19 protein-coding genes are annotated in these 20168 nt (G+C 45.5%); 8 read left to right on the plus strand and 11 right to left on the minus strand.

Translation table 11 applies throughout. The features are described from left to right. Positions 1 to 2: 2 nt before the first annotated feature. From MHI37_RS24990 to coxB, 3 genes are all read right to left on the minus strand, one after another. Entirely contained in the window at positions 3 to 620 is a 618-nt protein-coding gene (locus MHI37_RS24990) for a cytochrome c oxidase subunit 3 (RefSeq protein WP_076337155.1), read from the minus strand. Further along, complete coding sequence (gene ctaD / locus MHI37_RS24995) at positions 617 to 2464, minus strand: cytochrome c oxidase subunit I (protein WP_076337186.1); 1848 nt, start codon at positions 2462 to 2464, stop codon at positions 617 to 619. The genes MHI37_RS24990 and ctaD overlap by 4 nt, the downstream gene beginning before the upstream one ends. A gap of 76 nt (positions 2465 to 2540) precedes the next feature. Beyond that, the gene (gene coxB, locus MHI37_RS25000; RefSeq protein WP_076337154.1) at positions 2541 to 3590 is read right to left on the minus strand and encodes a cytochrome c oxidase subunit II; all 1050 of its coding nucleotides are present in this window, start codon (positions 3588 to 3590) and stop codon (positions 2541 to 2543) included. Positions 3591 to 3958: 368 nt separating this feature from the next. Here coxB and MHI37_RS25005 point away from each other — a divergent pair, with 368 nt between their 5' ends. After that, entirely contained in the window at positions 3959 to 4687 is a 729-nt protein-coding gene (locus MHI37_RS25005; protein WP_076337153.1) for a YhcN/YlaJ family sporulation lipoprotein, read from the plus strand. A gap of 82 nt (positions 4688 to 4769) precedes the next feature. Here MHI37_RS25005 and MHI37_RS25010 read toward each other — a convergent pair whose 3' ends face one another. After that, positions 4770 to 5744: an aldo/keto reductase family protein gene (locus tag MHI37_RS25010; RefSeq protein WP_076337152.1), complete on the minus strand. Its 975-nt coding sequence runs from the start codon at positions 5742 to 5744 to the stop codon at positions 4770 to 4772. Positions 5745 to 5898: 154 nt separating this feature from the next. On the opposite strand from MHI37_RS25010, the gene MHI37_RS25015 reads away from it, so the two are divergent. Continuing rightward, on the plus strand, positions 5899 to 6231 hold the full coding sequence (locus MHI37_RS25015; RefSeq protein WP_076337151.1) for a helix-turn-helix domain-containing protein: 333 nt from the start codon (positions 5899 to 5901) through the stop codon (positions 6229 to 6231). A gap of 1 nt (position 6232) precedes the next feature. On the opposite strand, the gene MHI37_RS25020 is transcribed toward MHI37_RS25015, so the two are convergent. Together MHI37_RS25020 and MHI37_RS25025 are read right to left on the minus strand one after the other, a co-directional pair. Further along, positions 6233 to 7102, minus strand: coding sequence for a DUF421 domain-containing protein (locus tag MHI37_RS25020; RefSeq protein ID WP_076337150.1), 870 nt, complete (start codon positions 7100 to 7102; stop codon positions 6233 to 6235). Positions 7103 to 7562: 460 nt separating this feature from the next. Beyond that, entirely contained in the window at positions 7563 to 8315 is a 753-nt protein-coding gene (locus tag MHI37_RS25025; protein WP_076337149.1) for an SDR family oxidoreductase, read from the minus strand. 386 nt (positions 8316 to 8701) lie between these two features. Between MHI37_RS25025 and MHI37_RS25030 the strand changes: the two genes are divergently transcribed. Together MHI37_RS25030 and MHI37_RS25035 are read left to right on the plus strand one after the other, a co-directional pair. After that, positions 8702 to 9601 (plus strand): SDR family oxidoreductase, encoded by a 900-nt coding sequence (locus MHI37_RS25030; protein ID WP_076337148.1) that lies wholly within the window; start codon positions 8702 to 8704, stop codon positions 9599 to 9601. A gap of 306 nt (positions 9602 to 9907) precedes the next feature. Further along, entirely contained in the window at positions 9908 to 11236 is a 1329-nt protein-coding gene (locus tag MHI37_RS25035; protein WP_076337185.1) for an FAD-dependent oxidoreductase, read from the plus strand. 79 nt (positions 11237 to 11315) lie between these two features. Here MHI37_RS25035 and MHI37_RS25040 read toward each other — a convergent pair whose 3' ends face one another. The 4 genes from MHI37_RS25040 to MHI37_RS25055 all read right to left on the minus strand — a co-directional run bounded on the left by MHI37_RS25040 (position 11316) and on the right by MHI37_RS25055 (position 15093). Continuing rightward, complete coding sequence (locus MHI37_RS25040) at positions 11316 to 12185, minus strand: hypothetical protein (RefSeq protein WP_076337147.1); 870 nt, start codon at positions 12183 to 12185, stop codon at positions 11316 to 11318. A 30-nt stretch (positions 12186 to 12215) separates the two neighbouring features. Then, positions 12216 to 14429, minus strand: a complete 2214-nt coding sequence (locus MHI37_RS25045; RefSeq protein ID WP_076337146.1) for a heavy metal translocating P-type ATPase — start codon at positions 14427 to 14429, stop codon at positions 12216 to 12218. 89 nt (positions 14430 to 14518) lie between these two features. After that, positions 14519 to 14719 (minus strand): copper ion binding protein, encoded by a 201-nt coding sequence (locus MHI37_RS25050; protein WP_076337145.1) that lies wholly within the window; start codon positions 14717 to 14719, stop codon positions 14519 to 14521. A 20-nt stretch (positions 14720 to 14739) separates the two neighbouring features. Then, positions 14740 to 15093: a metal-sensitive transcriptional regulator gene (locus tag MHI37_RS25055; protein WP_076337144.1), complete on the minus strand. Its 354-nt coding sequence runs from the start codon at positions 15091 to 15093 to the stop codon at positions 14740 to 14742. A 182-nt stretch (positions 15094 to 15275) separates the two neighbouring features. Here MHI37_RS25055 and MHI37_RS25060 point away from each other — a divergent pair, with 182 nt between their 5' ends. The 4 genes from MHI37_RS25060 (at position 15276) to MHI37_RS25075 (ending at position 18936) form a co-directional block, all read left to right on the plus strand. Then, positions 15276 to 16220, plus strand: a complete 945-nt coding sequence (locus tag MHI37_RS25060; protein ID WP_076337143.1) for a DoxX family membrane protein — start codon at positions 15276 to 15278, stop codon at positions 16218 to 16220. A 166-nt stretch (positions 16221 to 16386) separates the two neighbouring features. Beyond that, positions 16387 to 17133: a glycerophosphodiester phosphodiesterase gene (locus MHI37_RS25065; RefSeq protein ID WP_076337142.1), complete on the plus strand. Its 747-nt coding sequence runs from the start codon at positions 16387 to 16389 to the stop codon at positions 17131 to 17133. Then, a complete protein-coding gene (locus MHI37_RS25070; protein ID WP_076337141.1) occupies positions 17130 to 18332 on the plus strand; it encodes an SLC45 family MFS transporter in 1203 nt (400 codons plus the stop codon). Before MHI37_RS25065 ends, MHI37_RS25070 begins: the two co-directional genes overlap by 4 nt. 43 nt (positions 18333 to 18375) lie before the next feature. Continuing rightward, complete coding sequence (locus MHI37_RS25075) at positions 18376 to 18936, plus strand: hypothetical protein (protein ID WP_076337140.1); 561 nt, start codon at positions 18376 to 18378, stop codon at positions 18934 to 18936. Positions 18937 to 19009: 73 nt separating this feature from the next. On the opposite strand, the gene MHI37_RS25080 is transcribed toward MHI37_RS25075, so the two are convergent. Beyond that, positions 19010 to 19876 carry a YitT family protein gene (locus MHI37_RS25080; protein WP_076337139.1) on the minus strand — a complete coding sequence of 289 codons (867 nt, stop codon included), beginning with the start codon at positions 19874 to 19876 and terminating at the stop codon, positions 19010 to 19012. Positions 19877 to 20168: the final 292 nt, after the last annotated feature.

Raw genomic sequence — 20168 nt, forward strand, 5'->3', positions numbered from 1 at the left:
GATTAAACCACCTTTCCCATCAAGTAAACGACGGTGAAAATGAATACCCATACAACGTCGATAAAGTGCCAGTACATACCAGCGACATATACCTTCGGTGCCGTAACAACAGTCAATCCTTTTCTTGACAATTGAATAATGATCAAAGTGATCCATGCAATACCAAATGCAACGTGCGCACCATGGAAGCCGACTAATGTATAGAACGAGGAGCTAAAAGCACTCGTTGTAAAGCCATGGCCTTCATGTAAATAATGAGCGAACTCATAAATTTCAAGTCCAAGAAAGGCTGCGCCAAGAATGACTGTAACGATCAGCCAATTAATTAACGCCTTCACTCTATTCGTATGAAGCGCATGAACAGCGAAAACGCTAGTCAAGCTTGAAGTGAGCAATAGTGCAGTTGCAAGCGCAACAAGCGGCAACTGGAACAGCTCATTTTCAGTTGGACCATCCAGCACTTGATGACGCAATGCCAAGAACGCTGAGAACAACGTTCCGAACAATACCGTCTCGCCACCAAGGAAAAGCCAGAAGCCTAATACTTTATTGCGACCCTCGAGGGTCGCCTTTTCTGGCTCATGAGGCAATTGCCCCTCTACATGCGAGTTTGCACTCATGCTTTCCCCTCCATGTCTTTAAGAATTTCGTCTTCTTCAATGTGGAAGCCATGATCATCAATAACCGACCGTAGGAACATACTGCCGAACACGATCAGCAATCCAACAATACCAAGTGCATAGCCTGTTTTGAATGAACCAAACAAATTGCCCCAGTCCTTAGCATACATAAAGCCTAGTCCCGCAACGAACAATCCAGCGCCCATAAAGAACGGTAAAATGGATGGGGATGGCATATGAATTGGACCAATTGGCTCAGCAGGCGTCATACCTGTGTGGCCGTCCATTTTTTCTTTCCAATAAGCGTCATAACCACGTACAAGCGGCGTTTGAGCAAAGTTGTACTCTGGCGGTGGAGAAGGAATCGACCATTCCAGCGTACGCCCATCTTCCCAAGGATCTGCCGGTGCATTTTGCGGTTTGAAAGCTGTAATAACAACGTTCAACAGGAAGAAGATCGTACCGAAGCCCATCAAGAATGCTCCGACTGTACTAATCATATTCATTTCATTAAAGCCTAGACCGTCAAGATATGTCCAGATACGACGCGGCATACCAAGCAATCCAAGGAAATGCTGAATGAAGAACGTCATATGGAATCCGATAAAGAATGTCCAGAATGTCAGCTTACCGAGCGTTTCATTCAGTATGCGTCCAAACATTTTCGGCCACCAGTAGTGAAGCCCTGAGAATATCCCCAGAACCAGACCTCCTACAATTACGTAGTGGAAATGCGCTACGACAAAGTAAGAATCGTGATACTGGAAGTCAGCAGGTGCTGCTGCTAGCATAACGCCGGTAACGCCGCCCATTACGAAGGTTGGGATAAATCCAACAGCGAACAAATTAGCTGCTGTGAATTTAATCGATCCGCCCCACATCGTGAAGAGCCAGTTGAAAATTTTGATACCTGTTGGTATCGCGATAAGCATCGTTGCAATAGAGAACAATGCGTTGGCTACTGGTCCAAGTCCTACAGTGAACATATGATGCGCCCAAACCATGAAGCCTAAGAAGCCGATCAGGATTGTAGCGAATACCATGGAGCTGTAACCAAACAACCGTTTACGCGAGAATGTACTTATTACCTCGGAAATAACGCCGAAGGCTGGCAGGATGAGGATATACACCTCAGGATGCCCGAATATCCAGAAAATATGCTCCCATAGCACTGCGTTACCGCCGCCAGAAGGATCAAAGAAGTTAGCATCAAACAATCGGTCGAACATAAGCGCTGCAAGTCCAACTGCTAGAGCAGGGAATGCGAAAAGGATAAGCGCTGAAGTAATGAATGCTGCCCATGTAAACATTGGCATACGCATGAATGTCATGCCTGGAGCACGCATGTTGATAATCGTTACAAGGAAGTTAATCCCCCCGATTAGTGTACCTATACCAGCAATTTGCAAGCCGAGAACGTAGTAGTCCACGCCATGATCACCGCTATAGGTTGTACCAGCCAGCGGAGCATATGACGTCCACCCCGCATCGGGAGCACCGCCAGTAAACCAGCTGACATTAAGCAAAATACCACCGAACAAGAAAGTCCAGAAACCCAATGAGTTAACGAATGGAAATGCTACGTCTCGCGCACCAATTTGCAGCGGAATAACTGCGTTCATTAGTGCGAACAAGAGCGGCATCGCCGCAAGGAAGATCATGGTCGTACCATGCATCGTAAGTAACTCGTTGTATGTATCCGCGCTAACAAAGTTATTAAGCGGCTTCCATAATTGAATTCGGATCAAAATCGCTTCCAAACCGCCGACTAGAAAGAAAAATCCGCCTGCGATCATATACAATATTCCAATTTTCTTGTGATCAACCGTTGTTAGCCAGTCCATTAGACCGGTATGACGCTTGACCGTATGCGTATGCGCATGAGCCAAAGTAGGTACCTCCTTCAATCACCGATATTTATTATTCGTAGTTAAGCTTCAGTTCAGATAAATATTTAGCAATACCTTCAATCTCTTGATCAGTTAAATCATAAGCCCCACTCATTTGGTTGCCCGGTTTAATTTCCTCCGGATCTTTGATCCAACGGTAAAGGTTATCATATACTGAACCTTCGTTTGAATATTGCGGATCATCGGTGTTAATAAGTATACCTCCGACAGACTCACGGCTACCGATTCCTGTTAGGTTAGGATAAGCCGGTCCGCCAAGATCGCCAACTGCGTGGCATGACAGACATTTGCTTTCGAACGTTTTAGCAAGTTCTGGATCGCTCGGAAGTGCTACAGGCTCTTGAAGAGCTGCAACCCAACGATCAAATGAAGACTCGTCCACTGATTTGACCTTAAAGTCCATCAGTCCGTGTGAAGGTCCGCAAAGCTCAGCACATTTACCAAGGTAAACGCCTTCTTTAGGAGCCGAGAAATACATTTTGTTTACGTTAGAGCCAGGGTTTGTATCGATTTTACCGGCAAGCGATGGAACCCAGAACGAGTGAAGCACGTCTGCAGACTTCGCTGTAATCGATATCGTTTTACCTTTAGGAATGATAAGCTCTTGCGCTGTTTTCACTCCATACTCCGGATATTCAAATTCCCACCAGTATTGGTGCGAAGTAACGATTACTTGAACCGCCTCCGGATCCTTGCTGTAATCTTTAGCTAAGTTAAAGACAGATTGCACAGTCGGAACGCCCAAAATAACTAGCATAATAACTGGAATAACTGTCCAAATAATCTCCAGCTTATGACTTCCTTCTACTTGCTTAGGAATCGTTTTGTCTCCCTTGCGTCTGCGGAAACGAATAATTACATACAAACAAATCCCAAATACGGCAACAATTACGATCATCATGATCCCTATTGCCAGCTTCATCAGTCCGAATTGTTCTTCCGCTACAGGTCCCTGAGGATTAAGCGTTGACAAATCGCTCCGCCCGCAAGCCGCTAGAACCAGTACCATCATGGCCATAAGCGGCGCAAGCCGTTTTACAAATCGCCACCGTTTCATCATTAATCAACCCCACTTTTGACGTTATCGCAGCTGCCTATCTTTCATGTGGCATACGGCTGACTGCGTGTTTCACAGATGTTTTTACAACTCCTGCAACTTAAATCACTTTATTAAATATAAAGTTGAACCCCTTATTTGTCAATGTTCCACAGAGAGTTCACAAATTGTTCTCAAAGCTGTCAAAAACGCATAAATTCAGCGTTTTTCGGATAAATGAGCTTGAAGTTTTGCCTCTGTGAAACAGCCTTCTCTCTACTCTACATTGTGCACCAAACCTATGGTCAATTATGTATGCTCAGTAAAACGTATATTTATAAAACTTAAACAAAAACTAAAGCTATTATCGTATGAATGGGGGTCCGTTCTAAATGTCAAAACGAATGGCTACGCTGCTGCTCACCATCTTAATGCTTACGGCTGCAGCCGGCTGCAGCTACGAGGAGCATGCCCAGAAAAGCGATACCGATTATGGAAGCCGGCAAGCAAATGATCCAAAGATGCTGGGAGGCAAATCCTATGGATCTACGTCAAAAAACGCCGATCAGCATGATAATTCCTTTTTCGAGTATAGTTCCGTCATTTCACGGAAAGTCACAGAGCTTAACGGTATCGCCTCTGCAATTGTCATGCTGACAGACAAAAATGCCTACGTCGGCTTGATGCTGGATTGGACGGCGGTAGGCACACGCAACTCAGGCGGGAAAAGCGAGCAGGACAACACCGGAACGAACGAAGGCGTCTATAATCATGACACAGGCAGTCCGTATGGCAATGATCGCGTGCTTGTATCACCGTATAATTCTTATTTTTCAGTCAATGATATTAATGATTTGTCGCCTGAATTGAAACAAACGGTAGCGCTTCGAGTTCGTGAGCTTGCACCAACGGTACAAGAGGTTCATATTTCAGCAAATATGGAGCTCGTTAATTACTTTAATGAATTTGCCAAAGAAGCTTGGGGAGGCCGTTCGCTGATGCCATGGCTGGACCTATTCAATACGGTCGTTACCTATCACTTTGCTGGCGGCAAGGTGATGCCTGCGCCAATTACTCAGCCGGGCACCTATAGCCCTTCTGAGTCGCAAATGGATCAATAAAAAAATCACTTCCTATTAAATAGCACAAAAAAAGCTCTTCAAAATGAAGAGCTTTTTTTTGCCATTCCAGTATATGCGTCTGTCAGCGCATTGGAGAAAAGCTGCTTACCTCTGCCAAAATAGCATCTGCTTGTCTTATTATTTCGTCTGTCAGATCCAGCTCCACTGCCCTCACGTTTTCTTCAATCTGTGCGGGCCTGCTGGAGCCTATAATTGCAGAGCTTACATTGCTTTGACGAAGTACCCACGCTAATGCAAACTGTGATAACGAAGCGCCAATCGTTGCAGCAAGCTGCTCAAGCTTATCAGCAACTACAAGGACATCCTCACGTAAATAACTGTTGATCACACCATTTGTTTTATCATTTGATGCCCGGCTGCCTGTCGGTACAGCTTGGCCTGGTTTATATTTACCTGTCAGAATACCTTGAGCAAGCGGGGAAAATACGACCTGCCCCATTCCTTCCTTCTCGCAGGCCGGAATGACATCGCGCTCAATATAACGCTCAAACATATTGTAAATTGGCTGGTTTGAAATAAGCGGACGGAGATTAAGGCGCTTGCCTGTTGCAGCTGCATCTGTAATTTGTTCAGCCGTCCATTCACTAATTCCTGTATAAAGCACCTTCCCTTGCGCAGTTAGATCATCAAGCGCGCGCAAAGTTTCTTCAACAGATGTCTCCGTATCGAAGCGATGACATTGATAGAGATCAATATAGTCCGTACCGAGACGCTTTAAGCTCGCCTCGCATTGCTCAACAATATGCTTTCTTGATAACCCACGATCATTAGGTCCTGATCCCATTGGGAAGAAAACCTTTGTCGCAAGCACATAGCTGCTTCTCGTATACGCTTTCAAGGCATCGCCCATAACCTTCTCAGCAGCGCCATTATTATAGGCATTCGCCGTATCAAAAAAATTAATACCTAGCTCATATGCTTTATGTATACACTCCTGAGCTGTTTCTGCTTCTGTCGCTGTACCGTAGGTTAACCAGCTTCCAAGACCAATTTCACTAACCTTTAGGCCACTCTTGCCAAGCTTTCTATATTTCATTTGCACTCTTCCCTTCTTAGCAGCACGCTGCTCTTAGTGAGTAGTGTATAGCAGTTCAAGTTATTTTAAAAGTAGTGAATGTTTTTTCATTTTATTATCTTAAATATATATACTATACTAAATGGAAGTAGTAAACAAAGGAGGAAACTAACAAATGAGTGCTCATAATTACATTCCGAAAGAACCAATACATATTGAGTGCAATATTGAAAAAACATTAGATGTCATAGGTGGTAAATGGGCGTTTCTCGTGCTCAGAGAGCTGTTTTGCGGTACCAAGCGTTTTGGACAAATACAGCGGTTAATTCCAGCGGTAAGTCCGCGCGCATTAACAAGCACGCTCCGTCATTTGGAAGAGAAGGGCGTGCTTGAACGCAAAGTATTCCCAACAGTCCCCGTCACGGTCGAGTACACATTGACACCGAAGGGCGAGGATTTACATCATATCCTAAAGGAAATGAAGCTTTGGTCAGCAAAATGGACCTAGCCTACGGCTTTATAGCATGATCAGGCAGAGATCTAGTGCTTTCTTGAAAACGATCACGCGCTGTCTGATAAATTCGTCGATCACTCTCATTGCGGGATAGCTGTTCAAGGCGGAGCAGCTCCGCCTCAAACTGCTCAATCAGCATGATGATTCGATCTTTTGGTTTGGTTTGACTATTTTGCGGCTGCTTGTGTTCAACACCTGTTTCAAGCAGCAGCTCTCCATTACTGTCAATTTGAGCGAATAATACTTCATCCTGCTTTAACTTTCTCTTTTCCAGCTCATGCAGCAGCCATTGTCGATTATGTCCTATCTGCTCCAGCACCTCATCTTGAATGTCGCCATCCATTAACACGGTCATTGCCTGCCGTTCCTGAGCTACCTGCCAGCCAAGTAGGTCCGCTGTTATCGGCTGATATTCCTTCTTTAGCAAAACATTGACTTCACCGCTTGATTCCATGACTGCAAACTCCACATCAGCCACGCGATAGACGTCCTTTTTGCGCAATTGTTCGAGCATCTCATCCATAGTCAACCGTTCTTTGTGCATATTCTTTTTGATCAGCTGTCCATCCTGAATGAGTACTGTACCTTTTCCATCTATTACATCACGAACTTTTTTGCTTTTCATTGTCAAAAACTCCAAACCAACCGACACAGCAGCCCATACAGCTAAAGAAATAAACCCTAAATACCATAAATTATCCAGATCAAGCGAAATATAGCCAACAATATTACCGATCGAGATACCAGTTATGTACTCGAAGAGCGACAATTGAGAAATTTGACGTTTGCCTAAAATTTTAGTCATCACAAACAAGATCACGATTGCAGCGGTTGTTCTAACAACAATTTCGAGCCAGTTTGGCATTTGCCTGCCCCCTCTCCATCCCTATAATGTCCAGAATAAAAAAACTCATGCGTAATGTTCTTTTATTGTTGCATTCCTTCGCTGAATATGTTATTATAAGAATATTGTTTTATATTTAACCCCAGCAAATCCCCAGTAAGATTCAACATTACCCACGAATTTTGATTTCTTTGCTGTTAATTCCAAACCTGTTTCGTGATGTATTTCTGATTCACACTGGCGCGGTCATCGGAGCCGCGAGGACGAAAGAGAGGTAGGGCTTTCGTTGTTTTAGAATGCGAGTTTCTCCAACTTGGTACACATGCTGTTTGCTGTTAACAAGGGGATTCCTAACGGCCTTTCACTATACGAGGTCCGGTTAAATATAAGCTACACTTCAGGGCTGTCTGCTAACGCATTTATGTGTTAATGGACAGCCCTATCCAATTTTCACTACATACATTGTGATGCTGCTTGGCCCTTATTCCTCATATATCATCTTTCTCGTCATCCCGCCATCCAACGTAATATGAGTGCCCGTCACAAAATCATTACGCGGATCGGTCAAATAAAAACAAGCACGAACCACATCCTCTGGTCTTCCGACTCTTTGAGATGGATGCTGTGTATGGTCCTCTGCCCGCAGACTGCTATAATCACCTGTTTCAATCCAGCCTGGACAAATCGCATTAACCTTAATTCGATCTGGTCCAAGTGATACGGCCATGGCATGTGTAAGCGACAGAATACCTCCTTTAGAAGCTGCATACGCCTCCGAATTCGGCTCAGACATCATCGCTCTGGTTGAGGAAATATTAACGATCGCCCCACCGCCAGTCGTACGCATGAGCCTCGCTGCCTCTCTCGAACAAATAAATGTTCCTCTCAAATTAGTATTCACGACGCTATCCCACTCTTCAATGGATAAATCATAGGGCGACTTCCAGATCCCAAACCCAGCGTTGTTAATAACAATGTCCAATCTTCCCGCAAGTGTTTCTACATCCCGAATCATCCGAACAACTTCTTCTGACTGGCTCATATCCACGACAAAGGATAAGGAATCGTAGCCTGCCTCCTGCAGCAGAGCTCCCGTTTGCTCCAAGCCTGCTTCATTTTTATCGACTAAAATAGTAACTGCCCCTTGCTCAGCATACGCAAGCGCTAGCGCTTGGCCAATTCCAGCTCCGGCACCTGTAATCAAAACCATTTTATCGTTGTAAGCTGCTTCCATAAAAGTACCTCCTCAGGGCTATATAAGCTGAACTAAACATTTACGCGCAGTGGGAGCTGCGCGAGAAGATCATTCTTACGATCGCTGTTGCAACCAGATTCTTTGATTTTCTAAGACATTTAAAGGTGAGAATATGGCTGCAAAGGCGAACACTTCGTTTCTCCAGAACGATCTTCTCGCTTCGCTTAAGCTTCATTTTTTAAGTTCAAATTATATAGTTCATACTTACTCCAAAGTTTAATCTAATCACCATAAAAAAGAAAATCAATCGCGCGTTTGAAGGCATTCATTTTGTAATCGCGCGTTAAAAAGATAGGCCCGCTAAGAACCCTCCACTCCATAGGCGAATATCATGCTACAAATAGAACTCCCAGGAGGGATCATGTTTGTACCCTAGCTATCCATATTACAGCTCTCAATTCACTTGTGAGCAAAGCCCGCTCTCATTTCCACCACAAAAACAAAACAGGCAGCCAGGCATTGAATCGATCATGGTGCCGCGTCCGATCTTTGATAATCCTAATTATGTGGGCAGCGGGAAACTACAGGATAAGGTTGCCATTATTACAGGAGGAGATAGCGGCATTGGAAGAGCGGTCGCGGTAGGCTTTGCCAAAGAAGGAGCAAATGTCGTTATTGTATATCTCTACGAGGATTCAGATGCAGAGGAAACCAAGCAGGCGGTAGAGAGCTATGGCGGACGTTGCCTGCTTATCCGCGGTGATTTGCGACATGAGGCTGTTTCCATTCAAACCGTTCAGCACACCCTTGCTGCCTTTGGAAAAATCGATATTCTCGTCCTCAATCAAGCTGTCCAGTTTCCACAAAATTGTATTACGAATATTTCTACAGAACAGCTCTTAAATACGTATCAAACGAATATATTTCCCCATTTTTTCATGACTAAAGCAGCTCTCCCGTTTTTGGCTCCAGGCAGCGCCATTATCAGTACCGCATCCATCACTGCCTATCAAGGCAACAAGGAACTGGTCGACTACTCGTCTACCAAGGGAGCCGTCGTTTCATTTACCCGTTCACTTTCACTTCAGCTGGCAGACAAATGTATTCGTGTAAATGCGGTTGCTCCAGGCCCGATATGGACTCCTTTGATCGTATCCAGCTACTCTGAGCAGGAGGTTGCAACCTTTGGCCTGAATACGCCAATGAAGCGTGCAGGGCAGCCTTTTGAATTGGCTCCTACCTATATTTATCTTGCATCGGATGACTCGAAGTATGTTTCGGGACAGGTGCTGCATGTGAATGGCGGCTCCATAACAGAAACTTAAGCTGAACAAGGGAAAAGAGCCTTGCTAAGGCTTTTTTTCTTGTTCACGAAGAAATAATCCACTCCCCCGCTTACTTTCAAGTTGTGGCAATATCATGTCAAATAATCTGAATATTATATTTATTACATTGAAAATGCCGTAATTGCCCTTGCCATCCTTTTCAAAAAGGCATATGATAAAGCAAGAAAAGGTTGTGATTTATTTCACATAATAATATAGTTTGTGAATTAATTCACGTTATAAGGAGCGCCGCTTCTAATCATTGGGCGCAATTCACACCTACACTAGGAGGAATTTATGATGACGATCAACATTGCTGTTATCGGTTGCACCCACGCAGGAACAGCTGCAATTACCCAAATGGCTAAGCTTTATCCTGAGGCTCGTATCACAGTATACGAACGAAATGACAATATATCGTTTCTCTCGTGTGGCATTGCGCTTCATGTTGGCGGTGTTGTAAAAAATGCCGATGAGCTTTTTTATGCTACACCTGACCAGCTCGCTAAGCTGGGAGTCCACACGCATATGCGTCATGATGTGCTTAACATAGATACCGATGCAAAAACGATTAAAGTCCGAAACCTATTAACTGGAGACGAGTTTACGGATACATTCGACAAGCTTGTTGTCACAACTGGCTCGTGGCCGATCATTCCGCAAATGGACGGCATCGACCTTGAAAACATTTTGCTTTGCAAAAACTTCAATCATTCGCAAACGATTATTGAAAAGGCGAAAACAGCCAATCGCATTGCCGTCATCGGTGCTGGATATATCGGTATTGAGCTCGTTGAAGCATTCGAACAGCTTGGCAAGGAAGTCACGCTGATCGACAATATGGAGCGCATTTTATATAAATATTTGGATAAAGAATTTACCGATATAACCGAACGGGCATTAGTTGAAAAAGGCGTTGCGATCGCTACCGATCAGACCGTTACAGCGTTTAAGGGCAGCGAGGGACGCGTTACGACAGTCGTTACGACTGCCGGGGAGTACGAAGCCGATCTCGTAGTACTCTGCATTGGCTTCCGCCCCAATACTGAGCTTCTACAAGGGCAAGTTGATATGCTTCCTAACGGGGCGATCATTGTTGACGATTATATGAGAACGAGCAAGCCCGATATATTTGCCGCTGGCGATAGCTGCGCTGTTCACTATAACCCTACTGGTCAAAATGCTTATATTCCGCTTGCAACGAATGCGGTTCGGATGGGCTCGCTTGTGGCCAAAAATCTAATGCAGCCGACTGTCAGATATTTGGGAACGCAAGGCACATCGGGCCTTAAGCTGTTCGACTACAATATTGCATCGACAGGCATTACAGAAACGGCAGCGCTCGCTGCGGGAATGAATGTGAAAAATGTCACAATCATTGACAACTATCGTCCTGAGTTTATGCCTACCTACGAGCAAGTCACCTTGAAGGTTGTATATGATGCGGAGACTCGTAGAATTGTAGGTGCTCAGCTGATATCGAAGGTTGACCTCACTCAATCGATTAATACACTTTCGGTCTGCATTCAAAATGGGATGACGATGGACGAACTCAGCTACGTCGATTTTTTCTTCCAGCCTCATTACAATAAACCATGGAACCTGCTCAACCAAGCCGGCTTGCAAGCAGGATAACATCGATAATATCTCAAAAACAGCAGCAGCAACAGGCACCTTCGCCTATCGCTGCTGCTGTTTATCTATTCACACTCATTTACTTCACTTCAATCGTGAATGGAACGATGAACGTTTTCCCTTCACGCTGAAATTGGCCCCATATTTTATACAGACCCGGCGCTGGAAATTCAGTTGAGAATTCGGCAGTTGGACCGCTTTCGTTAATATTTTTCGGATGAACATGCAAATAGCTATTTAGGTCCTCGCTCAAAATAACGACATGTCCAATTGCCCCCAAGTACGGCTGCAAATCGGTAATGGGCTGCTGCGTCTTTTCATCCTTTAATGTAAAGGTTAAATCGACCGTTTGTCCCGACTGAAACGAGGTCAAGGATAATGAAGCGACGACGTCATCTACAGTTCGCAGCAATGCTGCATCCTTCTCCAGCGGCTGCTCTGCTTGCTTCGCGCCAGACACCTTCAACTGAGAGGTGATTGTCATTTGTGAGTAACCCGACGGAATGATGTCAGCAAACAGCTTATACGATCCACTTTTAGCAAAGGACGTCACGATCTCAAATTTCCCTTTGCCCTTGTACTCTGGATGAATATGGCTAAATTCTGTCATATCCTCGTTCACAACAATCAAATGCATCAGCTTCTCATGATTTATGTCATATTTCTCTATCGGTTTTCCGGACGGCTGATAAAGGAACAGCTCGATTCTCGTCTCTTCGCCTGCCTTCGGACGCTCAGGAGAGTAACGCCATTCTACCTTTATATCAGACAGATCAGACTTTGTCGTTTGCTCGTGGCTGCTGTGTCCACTATGCTCGTTCCCCGCTGTCTCTGCTGCATTACCGCCTGCATGCTGCGAATGCTCGTCCTTTGCAGCACTGCCGCAGCCTGCGGCAAGCAGGCACAGCGCGATTACTGCTGCCGCTGCTGATCGCTTGCTATATTTCATACGCTCCTACACCTTCCTTCGCATGTGAATTTATTTCATCCTTTGCAGCCTTAGTGCATTTAGCACAACTGATACCGAGCTTAATGCCATAGCTGCTCCTGCCAGCCATGGCGCAAGGAAGCCTGCTGCCGCAATCGGTATGCCGATGACATTATAGGCAAGTGCCCAGAATAAGTTTTGTTTAATATTAGCCATCGTCAACCGGCTCATCCGAATAGCATCGGCTATGCTGCTTAAATCACCGCGCATCAGCGTAATATCCGCGGCCTCAATCGCTACGTCAGTCCCTCCGCCAATTGCCATGCCAATATCAGCCGCAACTAGGGCAGGAGCATCATTCATGCCGTCACCCACCATGGCGACTTTTCTGCCTTCAGCCTGCAGCTCCTGTACCGCCTTTGCCTTCTGTTCAGGCAGCACCTCAGCAAGCACCCGATCAATGCCAACGAGACTTGCAATTGCATTTGCTGTGCGTTCATTATCCCCAGTGATCATAATGACGTCTAAGCCCATCTTCTTCAAGCTCTCAACCGCTGCTGCTGACGATTCCTTTACCGTATCAGCGACCGCAACAAGCCCTGCATATCGTCCGTCAACGGCAATCAGCATAACCGTCTTGCCCTCAGCTTCGAGCTCCTGCTGCTCCTGAATGACAGATTGAATGCTAATGCCGTGCTTCTCCATCAGCCTCCGAGTACCTACTAGCAATTGTTGACCATCTACCTGTGCTTCAATCCCATAGCCGGGTACCGCCTCAAAACTTTGAGCCGCTGGCATGTCAATCGAGCGTGCAGCTATGCCTGCAACTAAAGCCTCTGCAACCGGATGCTCAGAATTCCTCTCAGCTGCACCCACTAAGCCAAGCAGCCTTGCTTCATCAAATCCTGTCCCTACACGAACGTCGGTTAGCTCCGGTTTTCCTTTCGTTATGGTACCTGTCTTATCCAGCACAATCGTATCGACATGATGCGTACTCTCCAGATGCTCTCCACCCTTAAATAATACACCTAGCTCCGCGGCGCGGCCCGAGCCCGCCATAATCGAAGTAGGAGTAGCAAGACCCAGCGCACAGGGACAAGCAATAACGAGTACAGCGATAGCCTTCTCCAGCGCATTAGCGACATCGCCGGGCTCTACAATAAAGTACCAAACGAGAAATGCAATTGCAGCTAATACAGTTACGATTGGAACAAAAATACCTGATATCCGGTCCGCAACCCGTTGGATAGGTGCCTTTGAGCCCTGCGCTTCCTCCACCACTCTTATAATCTGCGCGAGTGCCGTTTGCTTGCCTACCTTCTCAGCCTGCATGCGAAGCACGCCATTTTTGTTTATTGTTGCACCGATTAAGCTGTCGCCCTGACGCTTCTCAACAGGCATGCTCTCTCCGGTCAGCATCGATTCATCAACCGTTGTAGCCCCTTCCAGCATGATGCCGTCAACTGGAATTTTCTCGCCTGGCTTCACAATTAGAACATCGCCTGCCACAACCTCCATAATGTCCACACGCAGCTCTGCGCCATCTCGAATGACGATGGCCGTTTGAGCCTGCAGGCCCATTAATGTCTTAATCGCTTCGGAGGATCTCCCCTTTGCTAAAGCCTCAAGCAGCTTTCCTAGTACAATCAACGTTATGAGCACAGCGCTCGTCTCATAATAAAGCTCTACCTCATGAGCACCATGTCCAGATGCGCCTAATGCTTCCAGCGTCCCATAAAGACTATAAAAGAATGCTGCTGACGTGCCGAGCACGACAAGAACATCCATATTGGCGCTGCCGTTCCGAAGTGCCTTGTAGGCACCAATATAGAAATGCCAGCCAATAATGAACTGCACAGGTGCTGCTAACGCCAGTTGAAACCATCCATTCATAAATAGCTCAGGTACGGGCAAAAAGCTCGTAAACGAGAAATGTCCTGCCATCGCCCATAGAAGAGGCAGAGAGAGGAGCAAGGAGACGGTGAAGCGCTGCTTCAAGCGTCTAATTTCCTGCTTCTTATACTCACCGGCATCCTCATCTGAGTCGCCAGTCAGCTTTATCGCACCATAACCCAAATCAATAATTTTCTGTTCCAGCTTGGCATCGTCCACCATAAGGGGGTCATAGCTGACGGAAGCCCGCTCTAAAGCTAAGTTCACATTAGCTTCCACGCCCTCCATCCGATTGAGTCCCTTCTCAATCCGAGTGGCACAAGCCGCACAGGTCATTCCTGTAATCTGAATCGTCGTTTGCGTTTTATCCATAGCTGCTCACCTACCGTTCACATACCCTCATGGGGTATATTTTTTTGTAAAAAAAGAGAGGCTATAACAAGCCTCTTCCTCATCTCGTATTAAACGACATCGTAGCCTTGGTTCTCAATTGCAGCCTTGACCGCTTCAATCGTTACCTTCGCCTCATCATACTCAACGGATACCTTCTTGGACGCCAGATCCACCTTGCCTACCGCGCCTGCTGTACCTACCGCTTTCTCGACCGCGCTGACGCAGTGTCCACAGGTCATACCCTCTACCTTCAATACTGTATTCGCCATTATTAACAATCCCCTCTCCACTATTTCATTAATTTGTTAACGGTAACGAGCAATTCATCGATAACTTCGCTCTCTCCCGCTTGAATACGCTCAACGACACAGCTTTTCAAATGACCTTCAAGAAGCAGCTTCCCTACACTGTTCAGCGCCGATTGTGCTGCTGCTATCTGATTGAGAACATCATCACAATACGTATCCTTCTCGATCATCGCCTTCACGCCTCTAATTTGTCCCTCAATACGATTGAGACGCTTCGTCAGATTGTGCTTCGTTTGATCAGAGTGATGACTCTTGCGCGGAGCAGCCAAATCACAGTGCTTACTTGAAGCATGTACATGTTCTTGCTGCCCATGGTTTATTGTTTCTTCATTCATCCTACATACCTCCAGGGGGTATATGCTTCTGAATCAATCATATCATACCCCCATAGGGTATGTAAATATTCTTTTTGAAAATATGTGGCTATCCCGTTTCAGCTACTTTTAATATAAGGAGCAATGTGCTACGATCCTCATAAACAACTACTAAAGATTTGTATTCGGGGGAGTTATTGCTTATGGATTATTATGCACATGTCAAATGGTTTACAGACGTCATAGCAGAGAAGGAATCGATTGCTGCCGTTCTCTCTCCTTTTTTCATGACGCTGGCTTTATTTGTTGCCGTGCTGCTCGCGGTGCTCACCCAGCTTCTTCCCACGCTCTCCAAATCGAAGCTTTCGAACCGCTTCGATACTGAGCTCGATAAGCTGAGGAAATATTCCATGCCTATTCTTAAGTATGGAACGGCTGCCGCACTCATCATACAAGCGGCATCCGGCACACGCTTCGCTCTGGAATTTGAGCTTACAGAGGGCTGGCAAACGCTATTAATGTGGGCTGCCGTCGTATTGCTTCTTATTCCGCATCATTATGCAACAAAGCTCGGCGCGCTTGCCATGCTCGTACTCTTTATTGATACCGGCATAGAGGCTGGACTGTTCCATATGCTTGACTACGGCTTTTACCTTGCTATTATTGGCGTGCTATTGCTTGAACAAACGAAGGAATCAAGATGGGGCTTCCCTCTGCTTTATTTGGGAACCGGTCTCTCCCTCTGCTGGGTAGCTGTCGAGAAATGGATTTTCCCTACGATGGCCGAGGATATCATCGTCAATCACGGCGTACCAACGTTTGGCTTCGAGCCTGCGGTGTTCATTGTCATGGCGGGCTTTATCGAGTTTGTCGTTGGATACCTGCTTGTAGTCGGCATTTTAAACCGAATGCTATCGGTCGTGCTGACGCTAATCTTCATCTCCACAACGATGCTGTTTGGCATGATGGAGCTCGTTGGCCATTTTATGATCCATATCGTGCTGATCCTGTTCATTATCGAGGGTGCCAGCTTCTATAAGCCGCCGGTCTCCATGCACCGTACCGTTGTTGATCAAATGGTATTCGTATCGCTCAACTTTATTTTTGTGTTAGCTACTTTTATACTCATTTATTATCGCTTCGCTTAAGTACACAATTGACCCTCAGGAGAAACATCAACAACCGCTTGCAGCTATCGCAAAACTAACAGATTGCGCAGCAACAAAGCGGTTTTTTTATTTCAATTTAATACAGAATGAATATTTCTACTGTATGATTGCCTAGAAATCATGAGATCAGAGAGGATGTTTTCTTTTGAAAAAACCGATTATTTTTGCTCATCGCGGCGCCAGCGGCTACTGTCCCGAAAATACGCTAGCAGCCTTCAAAACAGCGCTGGAGCTAGGTGCAACAGGCATTGAAATCGATGTTCAGCTTACCAAGGATGGCCGGATTATCATTATTCATGATGAGTCATTCGCAAGAACGACCGGACTTAACAAGCTTGTTAAGGATACCAATTATGAAGAGCTTGCGATGCTGGATGCGGGGAGCTGGTACGGCCCTGCCTTCCACGAAGAGCGGATTCCAACGCTTGAGCAGCTGCTCGAGCTGTTGCAGCCAACTTCTATCCTCCTTAATATCGAGCTCAAAAATGGCATATTCCCTTATCCTGGCTTAGAACAAAAGGTCATCGATACGGTTAGAGCTTATCAAATGACGGAGCGTGTCATCATCTCAAGCTTCAATCATTATTCGCTCGTGCTATGCAAACAATTGGCACCTGAGATTCGAACCGGTATTTTGTATATGGAGGGCCTCTATCGTCCTTGGGATTATGCTGCTTCGCTTCAAGCCGACGCCCTGCATGCGAGCAAGCATGCCATTACACCAGAATGGACGGCAGAGGCATCTGCTCACGGCATTGCTTACCATCCATTTACCGTTAACGAAACGAGTGAAATGGAACGGCTTATCGACGCAGGCGTAGCCGGTATTATTACGGATTATCCCGACCGTCTAGTTGAAGTCCTGACAAGGAGAGGAGCAATCAAAGGATGAAAAAAGCTTGGCTGCTCGGATTTGGCTTTTTCAGCATCAGCATTACCTGGGCGCTCTACAACGCTTTCGTCCCTTTTTTCCTCGAAAAGTTTTTGACAAGCACTGCACTCATTGGGTTCATGATGACTATCGACAATTATTTTGCTTTGTTCCTACAGCCATGGATCGGCAGCCGCAGCGACCGTACGAAGAGTAAACTGGGCAAAAGAATGCCTTATCTCCTTATCGGCATGCCGCTCGCTGCATTATTTGGCGCGCTTATTCCTTGGCATACCAGCTTATTAACGCTCGTTTTATTTATGGTTCTTATGAATTTATCGATGAGCCTATACCGTTCTCCCACCGTCGCGCTTATGCCTGATATAACGAAGGAAGGCAAACGGACACAAGCTAATGGCGTCATTAACTTTATGGGTGGGATTGGCTCTATCATTGCCTTCGCAGGAGGCTCTTATTTGTATGATAAGCACTCCTCGCTTCCATTTCTATCCGCTTCCATATTGACACTTATTTGTTTAGCTATTCTCTTATATGCGATCAAAGAAAAAAGAGATACCCTCGTGTATGCCCCTGCCGAGGAGAAAACTAAAATTTCCTTCAAGGGACAATGGAACCGACCTACTATTTTTTTGCTATGTGCAATCTTTTTCTGGTTTCTCTCCTATCAAGGCGTTGAAGCCTTCTTCACCCTTTACGGAAAAAATCATTTGCAGCTATCCGAGAGTGAGGCCTCTTTCTCTCTTGCGTTCTTCTCGCTTGCCTTTGTGGTTGCGGCTATTCCAAGCGGCTTATTAGGGAATCGCTATGGCAAGAAGCTGATTATTACGATAGGCGTCATTGGGCTTATTATTATTTTTGCCGCTATCTCCCTCGTAGATGCCTTGCTCCCACTGCGCGTGCTGCTTCTGTGTGGCGGCATATGCTGGGCAATGATTAACATTAACTCATATCCCTTTATTGTCTCGCTTGGAGAGGAGAAGAGCATCGGCACGCGCACAGGCATCTATTATTTGTTCGCCTCGCTTGCTGCCATCACTTCTCCGCCTTTGATGGGCGCCTTGATTGATTTGCTTGATTACTCGGTATTATTTTACGTTTCGTCGGGCGGCATGGTCATTGCTCTGCTATTCCTGCTATGTGTGAAGGATAAGGGGTTGGCACGGACAGCAATGAAGACGGATGCAACAACAAGCGTTTAGACATATCCAGAAGTGAATTATGAAGAGGCGGGAGCTTTGAACCATGTCATTTCTCTATCATTACTTCGATCAATCAACCGGGCCTTTTTGCAATTTGTCAGATCTCGCGCCAGTGGACGCAGAGCGAATTCTGGAACAAATAAGGCTGCAGAGCAAGGGCTTTGCGAGTAAAAGATCATTAGATTACCTTGAAATTCGGCGAAGCCTTGAATTACAAGCACATGAGCTATTTATTCATAAAGGCGGCAAGCCGGTACGAGGCCTCCCTCATTACATGACCTTAGGAAGCTGTCCGTGGCTGCTCGATTGGTACCCTAACGGCAGAGAGCTTCAAATCGCGTTAGCGGAGTTTGATCCGAATACCATCAGCTTTACTTACGGCGATTTGTTTCCTACTATGCGCTATAATGACGGCAAGACATATCGGGGTCAGATATATACGGCGGGTGAGATTTGGGATGTAATACACAAGTTCGGCTGGCCTCAAGAGTGGAATTCCAATGGTGATCAAGGGCCGGAACGATACATCGAAGTTCAAATTTGGGATGACAGGCCCTTGCACAAATACAGAACGGATTTTCTCGCGGAATCGCAGCATACATAGAACTAGGCTATTTTCAAAAAAAATCCGGCTCGGCGTCTTATGACACCGGTGCCGGATTATTATCGTTATAACTCTAGTGAATACTGCCTTTACTGAAGCCGCCGCCCATGACATCCGACACATGCTCAATGGCAATAAATGCCTTCTCGTCGATGGATTGCACGATGGATTTAAGCTTTGCCAGCTCCAGACGAGAAACGACGCAATAAATCATCTGCGTTTCCTCTTTCGAGTAGCCCCCGCGCGCGTGAATAAAGGTTGTCGACCTGCCTAATCGATCGATAATTGCCTGTGAAATTTCCTCGAACTCACTTGAAATAATAGTGACTGATTTCGATTCATCAAGTCCCTCTACAACGATATCGATCAGTTTAATCGCAATATAGTATGTGAACATCGAATACATTGCTGAATCCCATTCAAACACAAAACCCGCGATAACAAAAATAACTACATTAAAAATCATAATAATTTGTCCGACAGGCATACGAAGCTTCTTCGAGACTAGAATCGATACGATTTCCACACCATCCAGCGAGCCTCCGAAACGAATAACCAGACCCACACCTGCTCCCAAAATAAGACCGCCGAACAATACAGCGAGCAGCTTCTCCTCTGTGAATGCATGTACATGATGGAGGAATGATGTCGTCACAGACATTACGATGATGCCATACAGCGTGGATATTGCAAATGTTTTCCCAATTTGCTTATAGCCAAGAATAAGAAAAGGCACGTTCACGATAAATAAATATACACTCAGAGGGAGAGGAGTTAAATGAGCCAACATAATAGAAATACCGGCGATGCCCCCGTCGATAACATTGTTCGGCACAAGAAACAATTCCAAGGCAAGACCCATAAGAATTGAACCAATCGAAATGAATATAAACCGTTTAAAAATTTCTAAAGTCGATAACCCTCTATGTGCCTTCGCCAACAGCCTTACCTCCGTTTTTTCTGAATCTCTCTTTTGACTTTAGCACAAAAATGGCACTTTTTCAAAAAAAGTGTGCATTTCAGCTATATGTTTTGGCAGAGAAAACTGTTCTCCCCTCCTAAAACAACACTAAACCTCACATATAAAAGAGCGGTTTCCGCTTAAAATGGTACTAAAAGGAATTTAAACCACTCAAAAACTAGATTGATAACATAGATATGTCATATATGAGACCTCACAAGACATAAAAGACTCATACCGGAATAAATGCGGCATGAGTCTTTGAATTTCT

The sequence above is a fragment of the Paenibacillus sp. FSL H8-0548 genome, from assembly GCF_038630985.1.
GTDB lineage: Bacteria > Bacillota > Bacilli > Paenibacillales > Paenibacillaceae > Pristimantibacillus.

What these genes read in the sequence shown, in the direction of transcription:
- MHI37_RS24990 (WP_076337155.1), bottom strand. Translation starts at nt 620, where the DNA reads ATGAGTGCAAACTCGCATGTAGAGGGGCAATTGCCTCATGAGCCAGAA.
- ctaD (WP_076337186.1), bottom strand. Translation starts at nt 2,464, where the DNA reads ATGGACTGGCTAACAACGGTTGATCACAAGAAAATTGGAATATTGTAT.
- coxB (WP_076337154.1), bottom strand. Translation starts at nt 3,590, where the DNA reads ATGATGAAACGGTGGCGATTTGTAAAACGGCTTGCGCCGCTTATGGCC.
- MHI37_RS25005 (WP_076337153.1), top strand. Translation starts at nt 3,959, where the DNA reads ATGTCAAAACGAATGGCTACGCTGCTGCTCACCATCTTAATGCTTACG.
- MHI37_RS25010 (WP_076337152.1), bottom strand. Translation starts at nt 5,744, where the DNA reads ATGAAATATAGAAAGCTTGGCAAGAGTGGCCTAAAGGTTAGTGAAATT.
- MHI37_RS25015 (WP_076337151.1), top strand. Translation starts at nt 5,899, where the DNA reads ATGAGTGCTCATAATTACATTCCGAAAGAACCAATACATATTGAGTGC.
- MHI37_RS25020 (WP_076337150.1), bottom strand. Translation starts at nt 7,102, where the DNA reads ATGCCAAACTGGCTCGAAATTGTTGTTAGAACAACCGCTGCAATCGTG.
- MHI37_RS25025 (WP_076337149.1), bottom strand. Translation starts at nt 8,315, where the DNA reads ATGGAAGCAGCTTACAACGATAAAATGGTTTTGATTACAGGTGCCGGA.
- MHI37_RS25040 (WP_076337147.1), bottom strand. Translation starts at nt 12,185, where the DNA reads ATGAAATATAGCAAGCGATCAGCAGCGGCAGCAGTAATCGCGCTGTGC.
- MHI37_RS25045 (WP_076337146.1), bottom strand. Translation starts at nt 14,429, where the DNA reads ATGGATAAAACGCAAACGACGATTCAGATTACAGGAATGACCTGTGCG.
- MHI37_RS25050 (WP_076337145.1), bottom strand. Translation starts at nt 14,719, where the DNA reads ATGGCGAATACAGTATTGAAGGTAGAGGGTATGACCTGTGGACACTGC.
- MHI37_RS25055 (WP_076337144.1), bottom strand. Translation starts at nt 15,093, where the DNA reads ATGAATGAAGAAACAATAAACCATGGGCAGCAAGAACATGTACATGCT.
- MHI37_RS25060 (WP_076337143.1), top strand. Translation starts at nt 15,276, where the DNA reads ATGGATTATTATGCACATGTCAAATGGTTTACAGACGTCATAGCAGAG.
- MHI37_RS25070 (WP_076337141.1), top strand. Translation starts at nt 17,130, where the DNA reads ATGAAAAAAGCTTGGCTGCTCGGATTTGGCTTTTTCAGCATCAGCATT.
- MHI37_RS25075 (WP_076337140.1), top strand. Translation starts at nt 18,376, where the DNA reads ATGTCATTTCTCTATCATTACTTCGATCAATCAACCGGGCCTTTTTGC.